Source organism: Prochlorococcus sp. MIT 0701, from assembly GCF_000760295.1.
Classification (GTDB): Bacteria; Cyanobacteriota; Cyanobacteriia; order PCC-6307; family Cyanobiaceae; genus Prochlorococcus.
In genome coordinates this window covers 1-21283 of record NZ_JNBA01000019.1, presented here as the reverse complement: position 1 = coordinate 21283, position 21283 = coordinate 1, and the positions used below count along the sequence as shown (strand labels likewise).

Below are 21283 nucleotides of genomic sequence, written 5' to 3'. Positions count from 1 at the left end.
TCCAAACCAAGCACCATCCCTTCAAGCCCAACACCAACACCCAAATCCTCAGATGCTTCAGATGACCTGAAAGCCAGTGCAGCTCAAGTGGCCTCCACACAAGCCACACCTGCTGTCCCTAAGACACCAGCTCAACAACAACCTGCTCCAGCTCAAGACAGCCCGGCTATCTCCAAACCAAGCACCATCCCTTCAAGCCCAACACCAACACCCAAATCCTCAGACGGGCCCGAAGGCCCTGATCAAGGAGAGGAGTTGAAGCTGCTTTTGGAGAAACTGCGCAACTTCTTCAAGGTGAGCAACTGGATCAATCAAGACGATCAAACAAGCCAATGGCAAAAACTGAGACGACCCGTTCTTGTCATTGCTGCACTGATCACCCTTGTGATTTTTGTTCGTATCTATGGCGGTATTTTGTCCACGATTGAGAGCGTCCCTCTGGCCCCATCTCTCTTCGAAATGGCCGGCATCCTCTGGCTGACATGGTTTTCAATCACCCGCCTGATCCGCAGCGAAGATCGCCAGGATGTGATCTCCAGAGTGCGCACCCGATGGGAGGCCTTCCGTGGAACAACTGACAACAAGCCCTAGCTAAAGCTCCTTTCCCTCAAGACAAAATTTGAATCACCCCAGTTGTTAACTTGGCGTGACTTTATTTGGTCTGTGGTGAACATTCAGCTCGGACGCACCAAGGTCGTTCGCCGGGCCTATGGCATCGACGAAACCGCCCTTGTTCCGGGTGGACGAACCGTTGACCCGGAGATCACTGACACCTGCTGGAACCTCGCGGGTATCGAACGTGAGATACCGATCATTGCGAGCGCTATGGATAGCGTTGTCAATGTCGATATGGCTGTGGCCCTATCCCGCCTTGGAGCCCTCGGCGTAATGAATCTGGAGGGAGTCCAAACCCGCTACAAAGACCCCAACCCAGTACTGGATCGGATCTCCGCAATCGGAAAGGACGCCTTCGTGCCACTAATGCAGGAGATCTACAGCAAACCTGTGCAAGAAGCCCTGATCTATCAACGCATCAAAGAGATCAAAAATCAGGGGGGCATTGCTGCTGTGAGTGGCACACCCGTGGCAGCAATGCGCTTTAGCAAAACCATTGCAGAAGCGGGTGCTGACCTCTTCTTTGTGCAGGCGACAGTGGTCTCAACCGAACACATTGGTCCTGAAGGTCAACAAACTCTCGACCTAGAGGCCCTTTGTCAAGGCATGGGGGTCCCTGTGGTGATGGGTAATTGCGTCACCTACGAGGTCGCTCTTCAACTCATGCGTGCAGGTGCCGCAGGGGTGATGGTTGGCATCGGCCCTGGTGCTGCCTGCACCTCCCGTGGAGTTCTTGGCGTGGGCATCCCCCAAGCCACCGCAGTAGCGGACTGCGCTGCCGCCCGTGAGGACTACGAGCGAGAGAGTGGTCGCTACGTTCCGATCGTCGCAGATGGCGGCATCATCACAGGAGGGGACGTCTGTAAATGCATTGCCTGCGGTGCCGATGCGGTCATGATCGGCTCTCCGATCGCCCGAGCAGTTGAGGCCCCTGGTCGTGGCTTCCACTGGGGTATGGCCACGCCCAGTCCCGTACTGCCAAGGGGCACAAGAATCAAGGTGGGCAGCACAGGCAGCCTGGAACGCATCCTTAGAGGTCCTGCTCTGCTAGACGATGGCACCCATAACCTGCTAGGCGCTCTCAAAACGTCCATGGGCACTCTTGGGGCCCGTACGATCAAAGAGATGCAACAGGTTGAGGTCGTCATCGCCCCATCTCTGCTGACCGAAGGGAAGGTTTATCAGAAAGCCCAGCAGCTAGGCATGGGCAAGTAAACATTCCGATCGCAGGCGAAAACCGATTGGATCCGAGAGAGACCATGGCTAGTATGTAGTCGTGAGGGCTACGGCCCACACACTCCTCACACACACCGGCCCGACGAGCTCGGGCTTTTCGTCTTCTGTGCAAGAGACCGTCACAGTTCCTACCTGTGCAGGCTCTTAAGCCTGAATAAAATACAAAGGATTGCTAAATTTCCGCAAAATCAACGACCTAAGGAATGTCCAATGCCGCCGCAGTTACCGACGCCTCCTTCGAGCAGGACGTCCTTCAAAGCGACGTGCCTGTGCTAGTTGATTTCTGGGCGCCTTGGTGTGGCCCATGTCGCATGGTTGCTCCGATCGTCGATGAGATTGCCAAGGAATTCGAGAGCAAGATCAAAGTCTTCAAGCTCAACACTGACGAAAACCCCAACGTCGCCAGTCAATACGGTATTCGCAGTATCCCCACCCTGATGGTGTTCAAGGGAGGTCAAAAAGTCGACACAGTTGTTGGCGCAGTGCCCAAAGCCACGCTTTCTGGAACCATTTCAAAGTACCTCTGAAGCTTGATCCAACTTCGATTCCAGCCCTCCTAGATCACCCTTGGCCTGATTCAATGCCTGACATGGCTAAAAGGCCAGATTGCGGAGGGTTTCTTTGATTACACGTCTAGGCTTAATTGATTACGGCATGGGCAATCTGCACTCTGTGCAGATTGCCTTTGAAAGGCTCCACAAGGCTCTTCACATAGTGAGGCAGCCCGCCGACCTCAGCCGCTGTGATGCATTGATCTTGCCTGGAGTAGGTGCCTTTGATCCCGCCATGGTGCACCTTGAGCAGACCAGACTGGTTCCAGACCTCAAGAGTTGGGTGAAAGGAGGACGACCTCTTCTAGGCATCTGTCTGGGTCTGCAGCTGTTGTTCGAATCGAGTGACGAGGGAAATGCCACCGGCCTAGGCTTACTTAAGGGCCACGTTCAACGACTGCCCTCCAATCAAGGCGAACGAATTCCCCACATGGGCTGGGCTGCTCTACAACATCGAAACGACTGCCCGCTGCTTGACAAGGAAGATCCAGACAGCTGGATGTATTTCGTGCATTCCTATGCTGCAGTCCCCAGCCAAAACAGTGATCTGGCGGCCATAGCGCCGTTTGGCCGAGACAACATCACAGCGATGGTCTGGAAAGGCCGACTAGGGGCCTGTCAGTTTCACCCAGAGAAATCCGCTGCAGCAGGCGAGCGCATGCTGAGTCGCTGGCTGAAGTGGCTGGAGACCGGCGCAAAAACTCTGCCATGAGTAGCCAGCTAAGGCTCTCCGGAGGGCGCAGGCTTAAGAGTCCCGCTGGCCAAGGCACTAGACCCACGACGAGTCGTGTTCGTGAAGCAGTGATGAACGTGCTAGCCCCACGCTTGCATGACTGCAACTGGCTTGACCTATTTAGCGGCAGTGGAGTAATGGGCTGTGAGGCGTTGCAAAGCGGCGCACGACGTGTGGTAGCTGTTGAAAGAAACTTGAACACAGCCAAAGTCTGTCAGGCCAACCTAATTGCCACCGCCTCTGGCCTCTCCCAGCAGAGCAACATAGAAGTGATCCGCCATGACGTACTGAGCTGGCTGAAGAGAGGTTGCCATGCAGCAAAGTTCAATCAACCTTGGGCAGCGGAAAACCCTGGTTTCAACCTGGTCTACCTCGATCCGCCTTATTCTTCAAAACTCTATTCAGAAGTCTTCAAAGCCCTGCTTACAGGCCATTGGCTGCAGAAAGATGCTGTAGTGATCTGTGAGCATGCCACGAACAACAGCTTGGAAACCCCGATGCAGTGGCTTGAACAAGATCGCCGTATCTATGGCAGCAGCGCCTTACTGTTCACCAATCCCCCAGAACAGTATCCCGACGATACTGATTCCAAGCATCCACAAACAATCCAAGCAAAGTGACCGGAATCAAACCCAGGACGATGCCGCAGAGAAGTGGTTCGATCATGGCCTCGCGCCCAGTTGAAAGATTAAGCACAATTGTTTCATGCTCCTGAACTCACCGTGACGGGCCCGTCATCAAACAATCAAAGCAAAAACGGGTTAATTGGAGCCCTAGTGGTATTGGCAGCAGCTGCCTGCATTGCAATTTTGTTATGGGTGCTAGGACACTCACAACGAGATCCCTACATCAACGCCACCCTTGATTTGAAGGGATCTTTGGAGCAAGGAGGTCGACTGTTCCGCATCAACTGCGCTGGCTGCCACGGGATTACTGCCCAAGGAAACTTAGGACCAAATCTCCTTGACGTGAGCGAACGTCGCAACGACGCCCAGCTGATCAGGCAAGTGGTAAGCGGCAATACGCCACCCATGCCCAGATTCCAGCTGGAGCCTCAAGAGATGGCCGACCTACTGGCTTATCTAAATTCCCTGAATTGAACAAGGACATCCGCTCAATCCAAACGACTGTTGTTCTGGTTGAGCCAATTGGTCCACTGAATCTGGGCAGTGTGGCCAGACTCTGCGCCAACTTCGGAGTGCAAGAACTACGTCTGGTCTCGCCCCGCTGCGACCCTGCTGATGCCGAGGCACGACGCATGGCTGTCCATGGCGCAGCAATGCTTGAGCAAGCAAAACAATTCTCATGCTTGCTCGATGCCGTAGCTGACTGTCACAGAGTTGTGGCCAGCTGCGGCCGATTGGATCATGGCAACATCCCCCTGCAAACCCCCGAACAAGCAGTGCCATGGTTACTAGAGAGCATGGGTACAGCACCTGTAGCACTGGTATTTGGCCGTGAAGACAGAGGCCTAACCAACGAGGAACTTCAACTCGCCCAACGTGTACTCACCCTGCACAGCTCTTATGGATATCCATCCCTCAACCTCTCGCATGCGGTAGCGATCGTGCTGCATGAGCTACAACGTTGCCAAGGGCAAGGAACGCTCAGGGGAGTGCAATCGGCATGGCCCGACCCAGCATCACCTCGTCAACTCGACGCATGCTTAACAGACGCACAGGATCTCCTGTTAGAGGTGGGATTTCTTTTGAGCCATACGGCCCAAGCCCGCATGGCCAAAGTCCGTGGTTTACTCCAACGCGCTGCCGTCCGTCCCGAGGAAGTAGCCCTGCTGAGAGGGATGGTGAGGCAACTGCGCTGGGCCATCCATTCTCGTCACTCTTAACCTCAGCCGAACTCACTGATCTTCACTTCCTTGTCAAGCAGTCGCCCTTACCGCAAGCGCTCAAACGGGGCTGGTCCCCTACGGCTTTTGTTGCGTCTGATCTTGATGGGCATCGGCCTCGGCGTGATTACAGGTTCAGCGCTCAAGATGCTCGGCCCACAGGTGAAGCAGGGCAAGCTGGACTTGCCGGAGTGGCTTCCTGGGCGAAATTGGATTCCCCTAAAGGGCCTCACCAGTCGCTTCAACATGGTTGAGGAAGCCACAAACCCCATACTCAGCAATGGGAATAGTTTGCAACTGGGCAACTTCCAGACGAAGCAAGAACTCACAAAGTTGAGCAACCGCTGGAGAGATCTGGCCAAGCAACAGAAAGACTTACAAGCAAGCGCATTTTTACTAGTGCTCGATGACGGACGCTATGCCGAGCTCTCCCCCGAGACAGCACTGCCTGCAGCTAGCTCCATCAAAACAGCAATCCTGCTCGTAGCTCTCGAACTCATCGATTCCGGTCAGCTCAGCTGGAATGAACCCCTGAAGCTCACCAAAGAGATTATTGGTGGTGGTGCTGGCTGGATGGCCAGTAAACCGCTTGGCAGCCAATTCCCTGCCCACGAAGTTGCCACCGAGATGATCAGGGTGAGCGATAACACCGCCACCAATCTGCTGATTCAACGCATTGGTGGCAAGGACGTCCTCAATGCACGCTTCAATGCTCTCGGCCTGAGCTCCACGGTGGTGAATAACTGGTTGCCGGATCTACAAGGCACCAATACCACCAGCAGCCACGATCTGGCACGGGCCATCGCACTGGTCGATACCGGGAAAGCCCTTAGCCCACGCACACGGGATCTATTCAGGGAGGCAATGAGCACCTCCGTCAGCAACCGCCTATTACCTGGTGGATTTCTCAAGGGACTGGGCGGTAAGCAAGGAGAGCCTGACAACAGCCTCCTGGCAAAGGGCTACCGCATCTACAACAAAACCGGCGACATCGGCATCGCTTATGCCGATGCCGGCCTGATCGAACTACCTGATGGCAGTCGGGCAGTGGCAGGGTTCATGGTGAAAGGCCCCTTCAACGACCCCCGCTCCACAGAACTAATCCGCGACATGGCAGCCGCTATGGCTCCAGTACTCAAGCCAAAGCCATCGACACCTCGAACGGAATCAACAAAAAGCAATCAGCCATGAAGATCCCCGCCCTTTTGTCAGTTGCCCTTTTCACCGTTTCTGGAGCAGTGCTTTACACCCCTGCTCTGATTGCTGCCCCAACCGTAAAACGAAGACAGCAACAGGTCAGGCCCCTACCAGGCGGGCTTGACAAGGTGCTGATGGTTAATGACAACAATCCCGAACTCATTACAGGGGAAGGGATTCTGATCTCCACCTTCCCTACCAAAAACACAAAAAGGTCCAGCGCCAAAGCTGACAAAAGCAACCTGGCCGTGCCACTCGATGGTCGTTTCGATCTATTCAGTCACCACGTGTATGCCGGCCTTCCCGATCATCTCGAATCCACCCTCTGGCTAGCAGTGCTGGCACAGCCACGGGGTGATGAGCCTGTGCAACTGACCCTATTGAGAGGCAGCACCTCCCTATCGCAAGCCACCGAAGCAGGACAGACAGCTGCACCATTTCTGCCTCTGCCGAAAGTGATTGCCGAAACCACGTCCCCAATTGCCGCTGGCCCAGGCAGCCGGGTCGCTGGCGATCTACTGCGGGGGGAGCGAGCTAGAGAGCTCCCAGAGCGCTGGGAACTCCTACCAGGCAGCCCGAGCGCCCTATTGGTGCTCCCCATTCCCGTAGCAGGTCTCGATCCACTTCTCAACGGTCGCAACCTTCAGATGCGGCTTCATAGCTCCGGCCCCATCTCACTGGCCACCGTGGCTGCCTACGGCAATCCCAAAGCTGCCCCTCCACTGTCTCGCTGGATTGAGCTACTTGAAAGCGGCGAACTCAGCCCCAAGGAACATCACCCCACTCCTCGAGGCAACAGCGGCAAGATCGTGTATTCACGCGTCAGCGGAATCCAGTTGGGCAGCACATGGAAGACAACCCTGACTGATCCTGGTAGCACCGTGCTAAGCACAATCAATACACCCATCTCCTGGCCTATCAGCAGCCTCGAGAGAGGCAGCCTCGGCACGGATCAGGTACAAACCGCTGAATTACAAGCGCACTACGAGAACACAGCATGGGCTGCCCATGGGAACTACGGAGTTGAATATGACCTCACTCTGCCGTTACACAACAGATCACAGCAGGCAAAATCCTTCTTGCTGACCCTTGAGTCCCCCTTAAAGAAGGACAACAACAACGAAAGTCTTGACTTTCGCGTCTCAGCCAGCGGACCTGTGATGTATCGAGGGCTGATCGAGGTCAGTGGACTCGATAGCGAGTCCAGTCAATCCAGTCGACCCATGGGCCGTCGCCGCTTCCACCTAGTCCTGCGACAGGGGCAGATGGGGCCAGACCTTGGTCGCATCAGCCTGACGCCAGGAGAAACTAGAGATGTCCGAATTCGACTGATTTACCCCGCTGATGCCACCCCACCGCAAGTGCTCACACTCCTGCCTGTGAAACAATCCAAAACAACTCCAGACATCAACCCGTGAGTTCAACCCGCAAGCGCAGGGTCTTTCCCTTTACCGCCGTGATTGGCCAGGAAGAGATGAAACTGGCTCTGCTGCTCAACGTGATCGACCCGCGAATCGGAGGAGTCATGATCATGGGAGATCGAGGCACGGGCAAGTCCACTGCGATCAGAGCCCTAGCAGATCTCCTGCCAGGGATTGATGTAGTCGCTGGCGACCCCTACAACAGCTCACCCACTGATCCTGATCTACAGAGCAGTGACGTGCGCCAACGCATTGAACATGGTGAAAGCCTTGCCACTGAGGCGCGACAGGTGCCGATGGTGGACTTGCCTCTCGGTGCCACTGAAGATCGTCTCTGCGGCACCATCGACATCGAGAAGGCCCTCAGCGAAGGAGTTCGTGCATTCGAGCCAGGCCTGCTGGCCAAGGCCAACCGTGGCTTGCTCTACGTCGATGAGGTCAATCTGCTCGACGACCATCTTGTCGACGTGCTGCTGGATTCAGCGGCCTCAGGATGGAACACGGTGGAACGTGAAGGGGTATCAGTGCGACACCCTGCCCGATTCGTACTGATCGGCTCCGGCAACCCCGAGGAGGGCGAGCTACGACCCCAACTCCTTGATCGCTTTGGCATGAGTGTTGAGGTTCGCACTGTCCGCGATCCAGACCTACGGGTGCAGGTGGTTGATCAGCGCACCGCCTTTGATAGCGATCCCGACACCTTTGCCACATCGGTTCAGGCCAACCAAGATGCCTTACAACAACGCGTTATTGAGGCCCAGCAACGTCTTGAACAGGTGAGCATCGACAACGATTTGCGCCTGCGCATCTCGGCTGTCTGTGGCGAACTAGATGTGGATGGACTGCGTGGCGATATCGTCACCAACCGTGCCGCCAGGGCTCTAGCAGCCTTTGCAGGAAGAACAGAGGTTTCGGAAGAAGATGTGGCACGCGTGATCTCTTGCTCTCTTCGCCATCGATTGCGTAAAGACCCCCTCGAGCAGATTGATTCAGGGGATCGCGTCGTCAAAATTTTCTGCAAAGTGTTCGAACGCAGCGAGAACAGCGATCAGGCTGACTTCGAGCTAACAACTCAGGCAGGCTGAGCGCTTGCGCATCCTTGGCATCGACCCTGGCCTCGCCAGGGTGGGCTACGGGGTCATCGACACCAGCAACGGACAACAGCAGATGCTCGATTGCGGCATCATCCGCACCAACCCCGGCATTGACGACGGTGTACGGATGGTAGAAATCGCCAGCGATCTACGCCAGCTCATCCGTCGTTGGAAGCCCCAACTGGCCGCTGTGGAGAAATTCTTCTTCTACCGCTCGAGCACGACGATCAGCGTGGTCCAGGCACGTGGAGTCATCATCATGACCCTGGCACGCTTTCGAGTGCCAGTGATGGAATTCCCACCGATGCAGATCAAGCTTGCTCTGGCGGGCTCAGGCCATGCGGAAAAAGATGAAGTACTCGATGCGGTGATGCGCGAACTGAATCTTGATCAGCCGCCCCGACCCGATGATGCCGCCGACGCCCTGGCCATAGCACTCACGGGTTGGTACCAGCGCTAAAACCACTGATGGACTCCTCCTGCTCACCAAAACACGGCTGGTTTGACAGCGTGGCTGAGTCCTACGCCCAACAACGCCCCTATTACCCGGAATCCCTATTTGCCTGGATCAGCAGCAAAGCCGCCAGCCACCAACGTTGCTGGGACGTTGCCTGTGGTAGCGGCCAAGCCTCTCTAGGGCTTGCAAGGCACTTTGATCGCGTCGATGCAACCGATCTCAGCCCAGCACAGGTTGCAGCCGCACCAGCTCACTCAGGCATTCATTACCAAGTAGCAGCAGCTGAAGACTCCGGGCTTCCCAACGCATGCATGGACGCAATTGTGGTGGCCGCCGCCATTCACTGGCTCGATGTACCCCGATTCAACGAGGAAGCATTCAAGGTGGCACGTCCAGGTGGACTGATGGTCTGGGTGGGCTATGACCCCCCGCAAGGGGCTCCCCCTGCACTGCAGTTGTGGCTAGACCAGCTTTACGGCGAAAGGCTACGGAACTGGTGGCCTCCCCAGCGTCAGCATGTCGACAACCACTATCAGAACCTGCCATTCCCCGCCATCAGCAAATCGTTGCCCCAAGAACTCTGCATCTCCCTCCAATGGAGCTGTGATCAGCTGATCGGTTACATAGGAACCTGGTCGGCTTTGAGGAAAGCAAAGCAGGAGAGCCATGACTTGCTGCCACAACTCAGCATGGAACTACAAAGACTCTGGCCATCAGATCAAACAACAATCCCCCTGATTTTTCCACTCATGGGCCGCTGGGGTTACCTGACGCGATGAATCAAGCCATCGCCAAAGCCAAGCTTCGTCGTCAATTCAAGGCCCTGCGCGCTCAACAATTACCTGCGGTTCAAGACACAATCATTCAGCAGGTTGTTAACACTATTCAGGGTTACTTAAAAGCCGGGAACCTACGAGGCCACATTGGCATTTATTGGCCGCTTAGCGGAGAAGTAGACCTCCGCCAACTGAAACTCAACTTGAAGTTGCCCTTGGCACTACCAGTCAGTAGGGAGGACGGAAGTCTCAGTTACCACCCTTGGACTCTTACTCCACTGCGAAAAGATGCCTGCATGATCCCCGCCCCGCTAGATGAAGCCATCCTTGACGCTGATGCAATAGGCCTCTTGCTAATACCTGCTCTGGCGATGGATCAACGAGGGATCAGGCTCGGCTATGGAGGCGGTTTCTTCGACCGCTTCAGAAGCAATTTGACTTGGCGCAAAGTTCCATCGCTTGCAGTCTTGCCACAAGCCTGCATATCAAAAGATTTACTGCCTCGCGACAGTTGGGATGTACCCCTTGATGGCTGGATTAGTGAAAGAGGAGTTGCCAAAGTAAAATAGAAACTTAGGCCCCGCTCTCAAATCACGAAGAATTACATCAAAGCAAGCTTGCTATCGAAAAGAAACTTGGTTTAAATCCAAAACTTTCTTGGCATTTAACTATCTTTCAATTAGCCTTTTAAGACTTCAATTTTTCAGACAAAATGCCAGCCCTACCATTTGATTCGTACGCATACGTTCAGTCCATAGAGATAGACGGCAAAGAAAACGTTATCACCCTTAGACCAGTATTTCAATCTAACTTGTTCAATTCATTGGATGAGGGTGATCATTATGCATTCCAGACAACTATCGGCGACAAAACCTTCACCTTTGAGGCTGTGGTCAATGATCAATGGCCAAACATAACCCTGGAACTAGAGAATGATGACGCCGCTGCAATCGTTAAGATGCTCGACCAAAATGAAGACAATAAGATTAGCAATCGGGAATTCAAGAAAGGAATGAAGAATGCCGTGGTGTCATACGAGGAAGATATTAGGCTTCACCAAAATCATTCCTTGGACTCAGAAGTGAAATTAATGCTAGAAGCAGAGGATGTTGTTTTTGAATACGATCCTATAGACAACAAGACTGGGGAACTGTTATTTGGGCAATCAATTATTTCCGTTGGTGCGGACAAGCAAGGTAATATCCTTTCGTTTATTTGCCCTCAAAGATCATTTAATACGTCTTTACAAGGTTACACTCTTACCCTTACAGGAGAAGTCGAAGTTGGCCAAGTTGGAGGAGCGATCGACCCTATTACAGGAGAGGGAAATATATATGTCGACGAACTCAAATGGCTGTTTTGGGGAAACATCACTACACCAAATGGCGGTTCACATGGAATCACCAAAGACGAAGCTGCATTCATCCCCATCAGGGATTCAGATAATAACAGTGGTCTACTAACCCTTGCGAGCATTGAAAAGTCTGCCCATGGCAGCGGGAATATAGAAAACGTGTTCAGCTCTTATTTTGTCAGTGGGCAGCAAGGCTCTACAACTCAAGACAATTTTTTGAATACCCTGATGATTGAAGGAGTTAATCTACTTTATCCAGGCCTTGCAACTGAAGGCACTGCAATTCAATGGAATATCGACTTACAAGATCCGACTCCTATTTCAGGTATTGATTATGAAGACATTGCTCATTCATTGCATATGGTTCATTGATCAATTGAAAGCGAAATGAATTGAATTTGAATCAAATCAAATCCCAAGAACTGGTCTCAAAAAGTTTTCAACACGCCTTTACTGCCATTTTTAGCAGCCAAATATTCGCCTCTGGTAAATATTTCGTACGACAATCATCTCAACCGTCTCAAAGGCTGCCACGCAGGTACTAGTCAATACTGCAAGAATCTCTCAAAATGAGTATCAGAGTTTTCAGAAATCATTCAATGCGGACCCTGATCCAGCCTTTGTTTCTATTGATCGCAACAGCATCTCTTGGTCTCGGGCAAGGTCCGCCAGCGAAAGCCCATGCCATTGAAAGCACTCTCAACTACCTCGATGGCAGCCTGGAACTTCACAGCCAATTCTCAACAGGAACACCTGTTGAGGGAGCAGTGGTACGCGTCTTAGAAGCCAACGGGACACCAGGCCGAGAGCTGGGTCGAATGGATCAACAAGGAAAGTTGAGCTTGACCCTGCCAGTCATGCAGGAAGGCACCCTCGACCTGCAGGTGGATGCTGGCCCAGGTCACCGTGACTATCTGATGCTGCCAATCCGCTCAGGCAAGGTGCAGCTCGATGAGGTGGTCAGCCAACCCAAGACTCCACAAACACCATGGTTCCTCGCCAGCACTGAATCACCTCTCCTGCTGGGTCTTGCAGGTCTTTTGTTTAGCGTGCGTCAGCAGCGCCTCAAACTCAAATCCTGATCCTTCGCCATGGCTGAGCCCACCGCCGCATCCTCAAGCTTTGGCAGTGAAGCCCTAGACAGCATGGTCGAGCGACTTAAAGGCACCTCTGATCCCCGCCGCCGCTACGAATATGTTCTATGGCTGGCCAAAAAGCTGCCGCCAATGTCCCCGGAATTACAAACCGACGCCATCAAGGTCAAGGGATGCGTTTCCCAGGTCCATGTCCTTGGTGAACTCGTGGAAGGACGGCTTCACTGGCAGGGAGACTCCGACGCACTGATTACAAGAGGATTGCTGGCAATGCTGATTCAAGGCCTCAGCAATCTCACACCTGAGCAAGTTATGGCAGTGGACCCAAGCTTCATTGAAGCCACAGGCCTTCAAGGCAGCCTCACCCCATCAAGAGCTAACGGATTCCTAAATATCCTCCTAAACATGAAGGCCCAGGCACAGCAGCTTGCCAGGGTTTCGTCTTCCACAACTTCCTAGAGTCCTGCCAGCAAGTACACGACTGGACACAGCTGCCATGGGCACGAAGATAGGAGTTGGTCTCCTGGGGCTTGGAACGGTAGGCGCCGGTGTTGCAGGCATCCTCCAAGCCCCCGAAGGGCGGCATCCTCTGGTGGCAGAGCTTGAACTGGTGCGAGTAGCGGTTCGAAATCTGCAACGACCTCGCTCGATTGAGCTCCCCGCATCCTTACTGACCAACAACCCACAGGCCGTTGTTGATGATCCCTCTGTTCAAGTGGTTGTTGAAGTCATGGGAGGGATCGAACCAGCCCGAACCCTGATCATGCGAGCCATTGCCGCCGGCAAAGCGGTTGTTACAGCTAACAAAGCCGTGATTGCAAGACATGGCGAAGAGATTGCAGCTGCAGCTGCTGCTGCAGGGGTATACGTACTGATCGAAGCTGCCGTCGGCGGTGGCATCCCGATCATCGAGCCACTTAAGCAATCACTGGGTGGCAACCGGATCGAACGAGTGAGCGGCATCATCAACGGCACGACCAACTACATCCTCAGCCGCATGGCACAGGAAGGGGTGGCCTATGACGACGTGCTTAAGACCGCCCAGGATCTTGGCTACGCAGAGGCAGATCCAGCGGCCGACGTTGAAGGGTTCGATGCGGCCGACAAGATTGCCATCCTCAGTGGGCTGGCCTTCGGTGGACCTGTCGACCGTGACTCAATTCCCACCCAAGGCATCAACAACCTTCAAAGCCGCGATGTGGACTACGCCACACAGCTTGGCTACAGGGTGAAACTATTGGCTGTCGCCGAACGTCTCAACTCAGACATTCAGACCAGTCAGTCCTTGCCCTTAGCTGTACGGGTGCAGCCAACAATGGTGCCTCTCGACCACCCCCTTGCTGGCGTGAATGGCGTGAACAACGCCATCTTGGTTGAGGGCGATCCGATCGGCCGCGTGATGTTTTATGGCCCAGGAGCAGGTTCTGGACCCACCGCCTCCGCTGTGGTAGCGGACATCCTCAACATTGCCGGCATACGCCAACTAGGTGAAGTCCACGGCAGCCTCGATCCCCTTCTCGCCGCAAGCAGTTGGCGTTCCTGTCACCTCGTTGATCCAAGTGCAATTCGTCAGCGCAACTATGTGCGCTTCAACGCAGAGGACACACCAGGCGTAATCGGTCGGATCGGTAGCTGCTTCGGCGATCGTGGCATTTCGATTCAATCAATCGTTCAATTCGATGCCTCCGATGCCGGCGCCGAAATCGTTGTGATTACCCATGAAATCAATCAAGGCCAGATGCAAGATGCCCTTACTGCAATCACCTCTATGGCTGAGGTCAAAGGTCTTGCCGCCCATTTGAGCTGCCTTTAACAGCCAGCCACACCCCCTGACGAAGAGACCCCTCCTTAAGCAAGAGTTGCCAAACAAGTTGAGAGAGAAGTCTGCAGACGCTGACCTTTGCCCCCAAAGGTTCATGTCTAACGCTTCGATGTTGTCAAAAGTCCAACTCTTTCCAAAGCCGGACTTCCGACCCATCATGGATCTCCATCAAGGTGACTGTGTTCAACTCCTCAGTGGTAATAAGGAGCAATTCCAGGTGATCGGAATCGACGATGACCACAACCGTTGTTGGGTGAGACGTTGGCCTCTGCTTCCAAATGGATCACCGGTGTTTGAAGTGTCGATGCAACAAATCACCTGCTCATCCAATAGAACACAACGACACTCACTAGCAAGTCTTTAAATCAAGGCCATCCGATCCGCCCGCGTTGTGCCCAGTTCCGGCCGTCGTGATTCTCTGCGCTGGGCCGCTGCTCTATTTGCTTTCTCCCTAGCACTGAGCCAGGTTGCCTGTCATCCTCCTCGCCGTAGTGAGCGACTTGTCGTGGCTAGTGCCGGCAAGATCACCTCTCTCGATCCTGCCCAGGCCAGTACTTTTGATGCTCTGCAACTGCTGAGCGCCCTCGGGGAGCCCCTCTATCGACTTGATCACAAAGGGGACCTAGAGCCACGACTGGCATCCGCCCCGCCTCAGATCAGTGATGGCGGCTTCACCATCTCGATCCCTCTGCGCAAGGATGTGCTGTTTCACGACGGCACCCAATTCAACGCCGCCGCGATGGCCTTCAGCCTGCGGCGATTTCTCCGTATCGGCACCCTCAACTACGTGGTAGGGGGAAGGATTGCGGCCGTGGAGGCAGCAGGTCCCTACCTGCTACGCCTTCGACTAACAAGACCCTCCACTTCTCTAGAGGGACTACTCACCTCAATCAATCTGACGCCGGTATCACCAACGGCCTACGCCAAGCACAAAGATCAGTTCCTAAATAAGCAATTCATTGGAACCGGCCCTTACCGACTCACTAGCTTCCAGACCCAGCAACAACGCCTTGAGCCGTTTCTGCAGTACTGGAGTACCGAAGCCAGTAATGCTGGAATCGATTTCATCAATCTGAGCAACTCCACTGCCCTGTTCGGTGCCCTACGAAGCGGTGAAGTGGATGTCCTGCTATCCAATTCACTGGATGAAGACCAACGCCTTGCCCTCCATCGCCTTGCCAAACAAGGGAAACTCCGCGAAGGAGCGGGGCCAGCACTTGAAATTGGTTACATCACTCTACTCAGCAATTCCGCCCCACTCAATCAACCACTCCTGCGTCAGGCCCTCGCCTACAGCCTCGACCGTCAGCTAATGGTTGAGCGCGTGAGTTATGGACTAAGACGCCCGCTGCGGTCTTTAGTGCCGCCAAACTTGCAAGCTGAACCAATCAAACCTTGGCCCAGCTACAACCCTCAACGAGCCAAGCAGCTGCTGCAAAAAGCAGGTTATTGCGGAACTCAAAAGCTGACACTCCCTTTCACGTTCCGTTCCAACGTGCCAGCAGACAAGCTATTGGCACTTACATGGCAGGCACAGGTTGAACGTGACCTCTCGGATTGCCTGACCCTGAAGCTCAATAGCGTCGAATCGACCACCGTTTACCGCCAACTGGGGGAGGGCGCATTCCAGGCAGTCATCCTTGAGTGGCGAGGCGCATATCCCGACCCGGAAGCCTATTTAGCTCCATTATTAAGCTGCAGCAAAGCCAATGGATCTGTATGCGAAGAGGGGGAAGCGGCAATTAGCGGCAGCTTCTGGACCGCAGATGGGCTAGAAGCGAGCCTTCTCCACAGCGATGAACTTCGCGGCCCCGATCGTCTCCATCAGCTCAAAGAGATCGAGCGCAACGCCGCCGCCGGAGCGGCCTATCTACCAATCTGGCTGGTAGCACCACGAGCTTGGGCCCAGCTGCACTTATCCAAGCCAGAATTTGACGGTAGCGGCCAGTTAATGCTCAACCGTCTACGGGAGCTGCACTGATGGGCCGAGGGAGAGAACTACTGCGCTATAGCTCGACCCGCTTGGCCCTGGCACCGGTGATGCTCTGGCTCATTGCCAGCATGGTGTTTCTACTCCTACGGGTGGCACCAGGAGACCCAGTCGATGCCGTGTTAGGCAATCGTGCGCCGGCTGCAGCCCGCGCTGCTCTGCGCACCCGGCTTGGACTGGATCAGCCGCTTTTGCATCAATACCTGCACTTCATCAAAGACTTAATTCATGGCGATCTAGGCCAAGCTCTTCTCAACCAGGAACCAGTGAGCAAGATCATTGCCAGAGCCCTACCAGCCAGCTTGGAACTAAGCCTGACGGCACTATTGATTGCTGCAGTGGTAGGTCTGGTGGTTGGTTTCAGTGGTATTTCCCGCCCGGAAGGCAAACTAGATCTCGCAGGGCGCCTCTACGGCATTGGCACCTACGCCCTGCCACCGTTCTGGGCCGCGATGATCGTTCAACTGCTATTTGCAGTCATTCTCGGTTGGCTACCTATTGGCGGACGTTTTCCCCCGAGCTTGCTACCACCAGATGGGAGCGGCTTCCTGATCCTCGACAGTCTGCGTAGCAGCGACTGGATATCTCTTCAAGGAGCATTACGACACCTGGTGTTGCCGGCAGGGACCCTAGGCCTTCTACTCAGTGGGATTTTCACCCGTACCCTGCGACTCAATCTTGGCCGCACACTGCAATCCGATTACGTTGAAGCTGCCCGTAGCCGGGGGCTGAGTGAGCAACAGGTGGTGCTCAACCATGCCCTTCCTAACGCCCTTCTGCCAGTACTCACAATTGCTGGTATCACAGTGGCATCGCTAATTGGCGGCGCACTGTTAATTGAAGTCACCTTCTCCTGGCCAGGCATCGCCCTACGGCTCCAAGAAGCAATCAACCAACGCGACTACCCAGTGGTTCAAGGAATTGTGGTTGTCGTGGCTGCCCTGATGGTGCTGGTAAGCGTGAGCGTGGATCTGCTCGTTGCTCTGATTGACCCCCGCGTCCGCTACTGAGATTTGCGAAGCCTCTCTGCTGCATTGCGATCCAAACGATGAAGTCGCAAATCGCCAACCTGCTGATGTGTGGAGCCCTTAAGGGCTTCGCCAGCCTCAACCTGCTCCAAAAAGATTTGAATCTCAACTGCCAACAATCGCTGCACAGCTAGCGGTTGACGCCCCACCAGCTCTTCGCCTAGTTGAAAGAGATCATCGCCACGACCCTCACCCATCTGACCTGCAACCCGCACCGGTGAAAAATGGCTGGCGCCCTCCACAAGCACGACTCGACTAGCAGGGTGAGGTGAGATTGCTAAAAGCAAATCGAGTTGCTCACTCAGCGGAGGAGTAATCAAATCAAGGGTGCCGCCAGTCAGCAAAACTGGAACGGACAAAGGCACAGCCCCATGTCGAGGCCACAGCAAGCTACCAAAACTGTTGAGAGCAACGATTGCCTCTAGCTGAGGGATTGACTGCAGCTTTGGCATTTGCACATCAACCAACTGACATTGCAATAACCGCGAGAGATTGGTAAGAGGAAGATCGTCTAGAGCCTTACGACAGCGGGTATACAAACCAGGCTCCGGGGTAATACCAGCAGCCAATAGAGCCGTAAGTGCACCAAGGGAGTGACCCATCAGCACCAACCTCTGACCAGGCAATACCAACGTGCCCTGCTCTCGTGCCCGCAGGACAGCCTGCAGATCCGCCAGGCGGCCAGGCAACACCTCTGCTCCAGGTGCAAGTCGTTGCCCCTTCAGCAGGGCATGCACCGCTCTGGCATCACTACCTGGATGCTCAAGCACCACAACCGGCCAGCCTTTACGTTGAAGACTGAGGGCCAACCAACGAAAATGATCCTGGCTTCCACCCAAGCCTGGCATGAGCACCACCCAGCTCGACCGCAACGGAGTGCCATCAGGTGGGCGCCACACTTCTAGCTGGAGGGGCTTGGTGCGATGAGCCACTGGTAAAGGTTTGAACTCATGCCCTGCGGCAAAAACTGCCTTACCTGCCAGCTCTGGCAAAACTGGAACTTGTGTTGCGGGAAACCTCCCGAGCGCTAGCACCAACTGCTGCTGCTGTTGCAACTGTCGCCGCCAGCGACTTGCCACTTGAAGTAGAGCATCAAGATCGATGCGTACATTTTCAGCAGGGAGCTCCTCAAGCAAATCCAGAGCGGTCACCTCTGACTGACTGTTCAAGAGCAGTTCCAGAGTGTTGAACAAGACAATGCCACTACTGTCGGCATCGACCCTCACCAAATCACTGACGGCATCAAGCAGCTGACGTCCTGCCCAACTACGCAGCATCTGTCGAGCCATGCTCTGATCTGTAAGCAAAGATGCCTGAAGCAGCTCAAAGAGATCGAAGCGGCTATCGGCATCGAGCAAATTGAGCCAGGTGATGAGTTCAGAACTACTGCTGCCCCCAGGCCGCCCCAAATCGACCAACTCCCTAATCCAAACTGGTATCACCATCCCCTCAAGCTGCACCTCCAATCTTTCCGCAGCTCTCAGCGGCGATACTCCAGCAAGACCGAACAGCAGAGCGCCGAATAGCCCAATCACAATTCGCTGTCCAATTGGGCGTGTTAAGGCCAACGCCGAATACCGCTCACGAGTAAAACCATTTTCACTCAAGCCATGCAGGGATTAGATCGGTTCAGTGAATGGTGCTCCTGGGTGCCATCCACGGATCAGATGCCGCCATTGAGATTCCAACTTTTGCTCAAGCCAGGTGAGAAACGATTCATAAGCAGTGTTCGCCATTTGCCAAGCGAACCAAGTAGCCGAGCAAGAGCTACCAGGAAACAATCTCGTCAACACCTATACCTGAATAATCAACACAACGAATAACAACCTTCATTTCGCCCAAACACCTCGCATGAGATCTGAAGCGGAAAACCCTCCGACCATATAATTGGTCAAATTACAGCGGCTCTCTTGCTAGAGCACCAGGTAGACCAGCGGAAGAGACGAATCAATCAATGGAGGGCGATCCAAGTAACAAGAAAGCATTAAAGGCAAAGAAGGGTGGCACAAGGAACTATTTGCGAACGCAAATGCATGGATTATTTGTCAAGCCTATAATATGCAATAAACTTATAAAATATATTATGATTACCAGCAATTCCCACCCCTATAAGAGACAACATCCAAGCAACATGAGAATGCTATTAGGCGCACCAATTGCTATGGCTCTTCTGATTACATCCGCAGCCTCAGCCAATGAAATCGACCTTCAAATCAAAACCGCCAGCAAACAGCTTGCGGTGAGCATTCGCGCCTTTGCAACTGGCACATCTGCCGCTAGCGAATGTCTCGTCAAAAGCGGCCAACTGAGCAAGAAGATTGCAAAGGAAACATTACCCTTATCGCTTCTTGAGGTTGGCATTAGCCCTGAAGTCCTTAACAATCCTCAGGTCATCAAAGCAACCTCAATCCTGAGCCCTACACTTAACGCTGACTGCACATCTACCAAGATGAGTATCGAAGCAATCAATCGCCTGATCAAGGATGAGCTATAGAAATAGTTCTAACCGGAATACAAGTCAGTATAACAACAAATCCATGAATAAGCCTCTCCTAAAGCAATGAACTAGACCGTTCAAGCTCGCCGAGGGATACAAAAAGCCTAGCCAACAGATGGACTAGTTACGCGAAGGAAGAAATGCGTTTCGAGTAACAAAGATAAGATAAGTAATTAAGGCCTGTAAGCTGGCTCTAGAACAGCATATGATTAGTGATGTTTGCCTAAACACCAAAGATGGCTTACCCCGAGTCTCAAGTCGTAATGGGCGGTTTGGTGCATATCCCCATTATCATTGGTGTTTTTTGGGCGCTAAACAACCTAACCACAGGCGGCAGTAAAGCCAAAAAAGCCGCAGAAGCTCAGGCCAAACAGGCGGCTGAGGAAGCAGCTGCCAAAGCTGCTGAGGAAGCAGCTGCCAAAGCTGCTGAGGAATTAGCCGCCAAAAAGGCAGCTGAGGCTGCAGCCGCCAAAAAGGCAGCTGAGGCTGCAGCCTCAGCTGCAGCGACGACAGCAGTGGCTCCAGTGAGTGGCGAAGCTGAAGCATCACAAGCTTCTAACAACGACACTCAAGCCACTCCTGCCCCAGACCAAGAAGTGCTCTAAGCATCGAGCAAATCCCAAGAAACTACAAATATAAATCGATATAGATACACCACTAGAAAGGCTGCTTGTAATCTTAAAAAGCCTTGAAAAGGCTCTACTTTTAATGCTTTAAACTTTAAATAATTATCATCATGAGAATATTCATGGCGCAAAAATCTAGTCGCGCAAGCAGCAGCTTGCCCTACGCCTTATCAAAAACATAGTTCATTAATAAGTTGATATCGACCTAATAAATATACAAACATCTAGAGTTAGGATGTTCCAAGCGAAAGCAAATCATCAAACATGCAAGAAGGCGAACAATAATTAGCCACCAACCCATAATCGATATTTACATTCAATTCACCTATACGCAAGATTCTCCAGAAAGGCTTGAGCACACAAAGAAGTAGCGTCAACAAATCAACTCTGTCTACCGAAGTATAAATTCGAAGACCCAAAACAAAACAGAGGGAAGAATTCAATTCCGATACAACAAAACCTGGGCTACTAAATAATGGTCTTTAGAAAAGCAGTTGCTGATGCAAGAACAAACAAAAGCGTGGGCATTTATTGACCACAAATGCTTTTCTTAAGTGACTAATAGGCCAACTTGAAACATTCTTTCGAGAAATAAGTCTATACAATATTGAAAACTACAGCACTAAGTAGGACATAAAGGCGTTTTAAAAGAGCAGCTAATGACCAGTATTGAAGCGGCGCATTGCGCCCATCCGTGTGAGGAACCTAATGAAACTCTTCCAGCAATTGCTGGTGGCACCTGCTGCCTTGGGCCTGATGGCACCAATGGCTGCTAATGCCGCAGACCTAGACATCAAAGGTGTGTCCGATTATTCGGCCTCCAGTGAGCAGGTCACCAGCATCTCCCAATTCCAAGATGTTTACCCAACCGATTGGGCTTATCAGGCTCTTAGCAACCTGATTGAGCGCTACGGCTGTGTAGCTGGCTATCCAAGCGGTAGCTACC

23 protein-coding genes and 2 pseudogenes are annotated in these 21283 nt (G+C 53.3%); 23 read left to right on the top strand and 2 right to left on the bottom strand.

Features of this window, described 5'->3' with window-relative positions; translation table 11 throughout:
• The 5 genes and pseudogenes from EV12_RS04595 to rsmD all read left to right on the top strand — a co-directional run.
• Window positions 1-591: CAAD domain-containing protein (locus tag EV12_RS04595; protein ID WP_036912597.1), on the top strand; the 591-nt coding region annotated here is incomplete at its 5' end.
• A gap of 75 nt (window positions 592-666) precedes the next feature.
• A complete protein-coding gene (locus EV12_RS04590; RefSeq protein ID WP_036912605.1) occupies window positions 667-1830 on the top strand; it encodes a GuaB3 family IMP dehydrogenase-related protein in 1164 nt (387 codons plus the stop codon).
• A 224-nt stretch (window positions 1831-2054) separates the two neighbouring features.
• Window positions 2055-2378: a thioredoxin gene (gene trxA / locus EV12_RS04585; RefSeq protein ID WP_011130499.1), complete on the top strand. Its 324-nt coding sequence runs from the start codon at window positions 2055-2057 to the stop codon at window positions 2376-2378.
• 94 nt (window positions 2379-2472) lie between these two features.
• Entirely contained in the window at window positions 2473-3114 is a 642-nt protein-coding gene (gene hisH / locus EV12_RS04580; RefSeq protein WP_072014277.1) for an imidazole glycerol phosphate synthase subunit HisH, read from the top strand.
• Window positions 3111-3674: pseudogene (gene rsmD / locus EV12_RS04575) on the top strand (16S rRNA (guanine(966)-N(2))-methyltransferase RsmD); the annotation flags it as partial. The gene hisH and the pseudogene rsmD, both read left to right, overlap by 4 nt.
• Window positions 3675-3684: 10 nt before the next feature.
• On the opposite strand, the gene petG reads toward rsmD, so the two are convergent.
• Window positions 3685-3801 (bottom strand): cytochrome b6-f complex subunit V, encoded by a 117-nt coding sequence (gene petG, locus EV12_RS14575; protein ID WP_011130502.1) that lies wholly within the window; start codon window positions 3799-3801, stop codon window positions 3685-3687.
• 56 nt (window positions 3802-3857) lie between these two features.
• On the opposite strand from petG, the gene EV12_RS04570 reads away from it, so the two are divergent.
• From EV12_RS04570 to EV12_RS04500, 15 genes are all read left to right on the top strand, one after another.
• Window positions 3858-4235: a c-type cytochrome gene (locus tag EV12_RS04570; RefSeq protein WP_036912603.1), complete on the top strand. Its 378-nt coding sequence runs from the start codon at window positions 3858-3860 to the stop codon at window positions 4233-4235.
• Window positions 4232-4981: an RNA methyltransferase gene (locus EV12_RS04565; protein WP_036912590.1), complete on the top strand. Its 750-nt coding sequence runs from the start codon at window positions 4232-4234 to the stop codon at window positions 4979-4981. The genes EV12_RS04570 and EV12_RS04565 overlap by 4 nt, the downstream gene beginning before the upstream one ends.
• Before the next feature lie 30 nt (window positions 4982-5011).
• The gene (locus EV12_RS04560) at window positions 5012-6172 is read left to right on the top strand and encodes a serine hydrolase (RefSeq protein WP_036912587.1); all 1161 of its coding nucleotides are present in this window, start codon (window positions 5012-5014) and stop codon (window positions 6170-6172) included.
• Window positions 6169-7596, top strand: a complete 1428-nt coding sequence (locus tag EV12_RS04555; RefSeq protein WP_036912584.1) for a DUF3370 domain-containing protein — start codon at window positions 6169-6171, stop codon at window positions 7594-7596. Before EV12_RS04560 ends, EV12_RS04555 begins: the two co-directional genes overlap by 4 nt.
• A complete protein-coding gene (gene bchI / locus EV12_RS04550) occupies window positions 7593-8684 on the top strand; it encodes a magnesium chelatase ATPase subunit I (RefSeq protein ID WP_036912582.1) in 1092 nt (363 codons plus the stop codon). Before EV12_RS04555 ends, bchI begins: the two co-directional genes overlap by 4 nt.
• Before the next feature lie 4 nt (window positions 8685-8688).
• Window positions 8689-9153 carry a crossover junction endodeoxyribonuclease RuvC gene (gene ruvC, locus EV12_RS04545; RefSeq protein ID WP_036912579.1) on the top strand — a complete coding sequence of 155 codons (465 nt, stop codon included), beginning with the start codon at window positions 8689-8691 and terminating at the stop codon, window positions 9151-9153.
• Window positions 9154-9161: 8 nt separating this feature from the next.
• Window positions 9162-9929 carry a methyltransferase domain-containing protein gene (locus tag EV12_RS04540; RefSeq protein WP_036912576.1) on the top strand — a complete coding sequence of 256 codons (768 nt, stop codon included), beginning with the start codon at window positions 9162-9164 and terminating at the stop codon, window positions 9927-9929.
• Window positions 9926-10495: a 5-formyltetrahydrofolate cyclo-ligase gene (locus EV12_RS04535; protein ID WP_036912573.1), complete on the top strand. Its 570-nt coding sequence runs from the start codon at window positions 9926-9928 to the stop codon at window positions 10493-10495. Before EV12_RS04540 ends, EV12_RS04535 begins: the two co-directional genes overlap by 4 nt.
• Before the next feature lie 254 nt (window positions 10496-10749).
• Complete coding sequence (locus EV12_RS04530; RefSeq protein ID WP_152562984.1) at window positions 10750-11652, top strand: hypothetical protein; 903 nt, start codon at window positions 10750-10752, stop codon at window positions 11650-11652.
• Between the two features lie 227 nt (window positions 11653-11879).
• Window positions 11880-12362, top strand: coding sequence for a hypothetical protein (locus EV12_RS04525; protein WP_036912568.1), 483 nt, complete (start codon window positions 11880-11882; stop codon window positions 12360-12362).
• Between the two features lie 9 nt (window positions 12363-12371).
• Entirely contained in the window at window positions 12372-12833 is a 462-nt protein-coding gene (locus tag EV12_RS04520) for a SufE family protein (RefSeq protein WP_036912566.1), read from the top strand.
• A gap of 37 nt (window positions 12834-12870) precedes the next feature.
• Window positions 12871-14187 carry a homoserine dehydrogenase gene (locus tag EV12_RS04515; protein WP_036912563.1) on the top strand — a complete coding sequence of 439 codons (1317 nt, stop codon included), beginning with the start codon at window positions 12871-12873 and terminating at the stop codon, window positions 14185-14187.
• A 166-nt stretch (window positions 14188-14353) separates the two neighbouring features.
• Window positions 14354-14560, top strand: a complete 207-nt coding sequence (locus EV12_RS04510) for a hypothetical protein (RefSeq protein WP_081939927.1) — start codon at window positions 14354-14356, stop codon at window positions 14558-14560.
• 27 nt (window positions 14561-14587) lie between these two features.
• Entirely contained in the window at window positions 14588-16177 is a 1590-nt protein-coding gene (locus EV12_RS04505; RefSeq protein WP_036912558.1) for an ABC transporter substrate-binding protein, read from the top strand.
• Window positions 16177-17196 (top strand): ABC transporter permease, encoded by a 1020-nt coding sequence (locus tag EV12_RS04500; RefSeq protein ID WP_036912555.1) that lies wholly within the window; start codon window positions 16177-16179, stop codon window positions 17194-17196. Before EV12_RS04505 ends, EV12_RS04500 begins: the two co-directional genes overlap by 1 nt.
• On the opposite strand, the gene EV12_RS04495 is transcribed toward EV12_RS04500, so the two are convergent.
• Window positions 17190-18782 (bottom strand): alpha/beta hydrolase, encoded by a 1593-nt coding sequence (locus EV12_RS04495; RefSeq protein WP_036912600.1) that lies wholly within the window; start codon window positions 18780-18782, stop codon window positions 17190-17192. The genes EV12_RS04500 and EV12_RS04495 overlap by 7 nt on opposite strands.
• 386 nt (window positions 18783-19168) lie before the next feature.
• Between EV12_RS04495 and EV12_RS04490 the strand changes: the two genes are divergently transcribed.
• From EV12_RS04490 to EV12_RS04480, 3 genes and pseudogenes are all read left to right on the top strand, one after another.
• A complete protein-coding gene (locus EV12_RS04490) occupies window positions 19169-19708 on the top strand; it encodes a glutamyl-tRNA amidotransferase (RefSeq protein WP_241466585.1) in 540 nt (179 codons plus the stop codon).
• Between the two features lie 239 nt (window positions 19709-19947).
• Window positions 19948-20316, top strand: a complete 369-nt coding sequence (locus tag EV12_RS04485; RefSeq protein ID WP_036912550.1) for a hypothetical protein — start codon at window positions 19948-19950, stop codon at window positions 20314-20316.
• 729 nt (window positions 20317-21045) lie between these two features.
• Window positions 21046-21283 (top strand): annotated as a pseudogene (locus tag EV12_RS04480) (S-layer homology domain-containing protein); the annotation flags it as partial.

Bases quoted from the DNA above. Each gene is read 5' to 3' on its own strand.
- trxA (WP_011130499.1), top strand. From the start codon at position 2,055: ATGTCCAATGCCGCCGCAGTTACCGACGCCTCCTTCGAGCAGGACGTC.
- petG (WP_011130502.1), bottom strand. From the start codon at position 3,801: ATGATCGAACCACTTCTCTGCGGCATCGTCCTGGGTTTGATTCCGGTC.
- EV12_RS04555 (WP_036912584.1), top strand. From the start codon at position 6,169: ATGAAGATCCCCGCCCTTTTGTCAGTTGCCCTTTTCACCGTTTCTGGA.
- EV12_RS04540 (WP_036912576.1), top strand. From the start codon at position 9,162: ATGGACTCCTCCTGCTCACCAAAACACGGCTGGTTTGACAGCGTGGCT.
- EV12_RS04535 (WP_036912573.1), top strand. From the start codon at position 9,926: ATGAATCAAGCCATCGCCAAAGCCAAGCTTCGTCGTCAATTCAAGGCC.
- EV12_RS04525 (WP_036912568.1), top strand. From the start codon at position 11,880: ATGCGGACCCTGATCCAGCCTTTGTTTCTATTGATCGCAACAGCATCT.
- EV12_RS04520 (WP_036912566.1), top strand. From the start codon at position 12,372: ATGGCTGAGCCCACCGCCGCATCCTCAAGCTTTGGCAGTGAAGCCCTA.
- EV12_RS04515 (WP_036912563.1), top strand. From the start codon at position 12,871: ATGGGCACGAAGATAGGAGTTGGTCTCCTGGGGCTTGGAACGGTAGGC.
- EV12_RS04510 (WP_081939927.1), top strand. From the start codon at position 14,354: ATGGATCTCCATCAAGGTGACTGTGTTCAACTCCTCAGTGGTAATAAG.
- EV12_RS04500 (WP_036912555.1), top strand. From the start codon at position 16,177: ATGGGCCGAGGGAGAGAACTACTGCGCTATAGCTCGACCCGCTTGGCC.
- EV12_RS04490 (WP_241466585.1), top strand. From the start codon at position 19,169: ATGGAGGGCGATCCAAGTAACAAGAAAGCATTAAAGGCAAAGAAGGGT.
- EV12_RS04485 (WP_036912550.1), top strand. From the start codon at position 19,948: ATGGCTTACCCCGAGTCTCAAGTCGTAATGGGCGGTTTGGTGCATATC.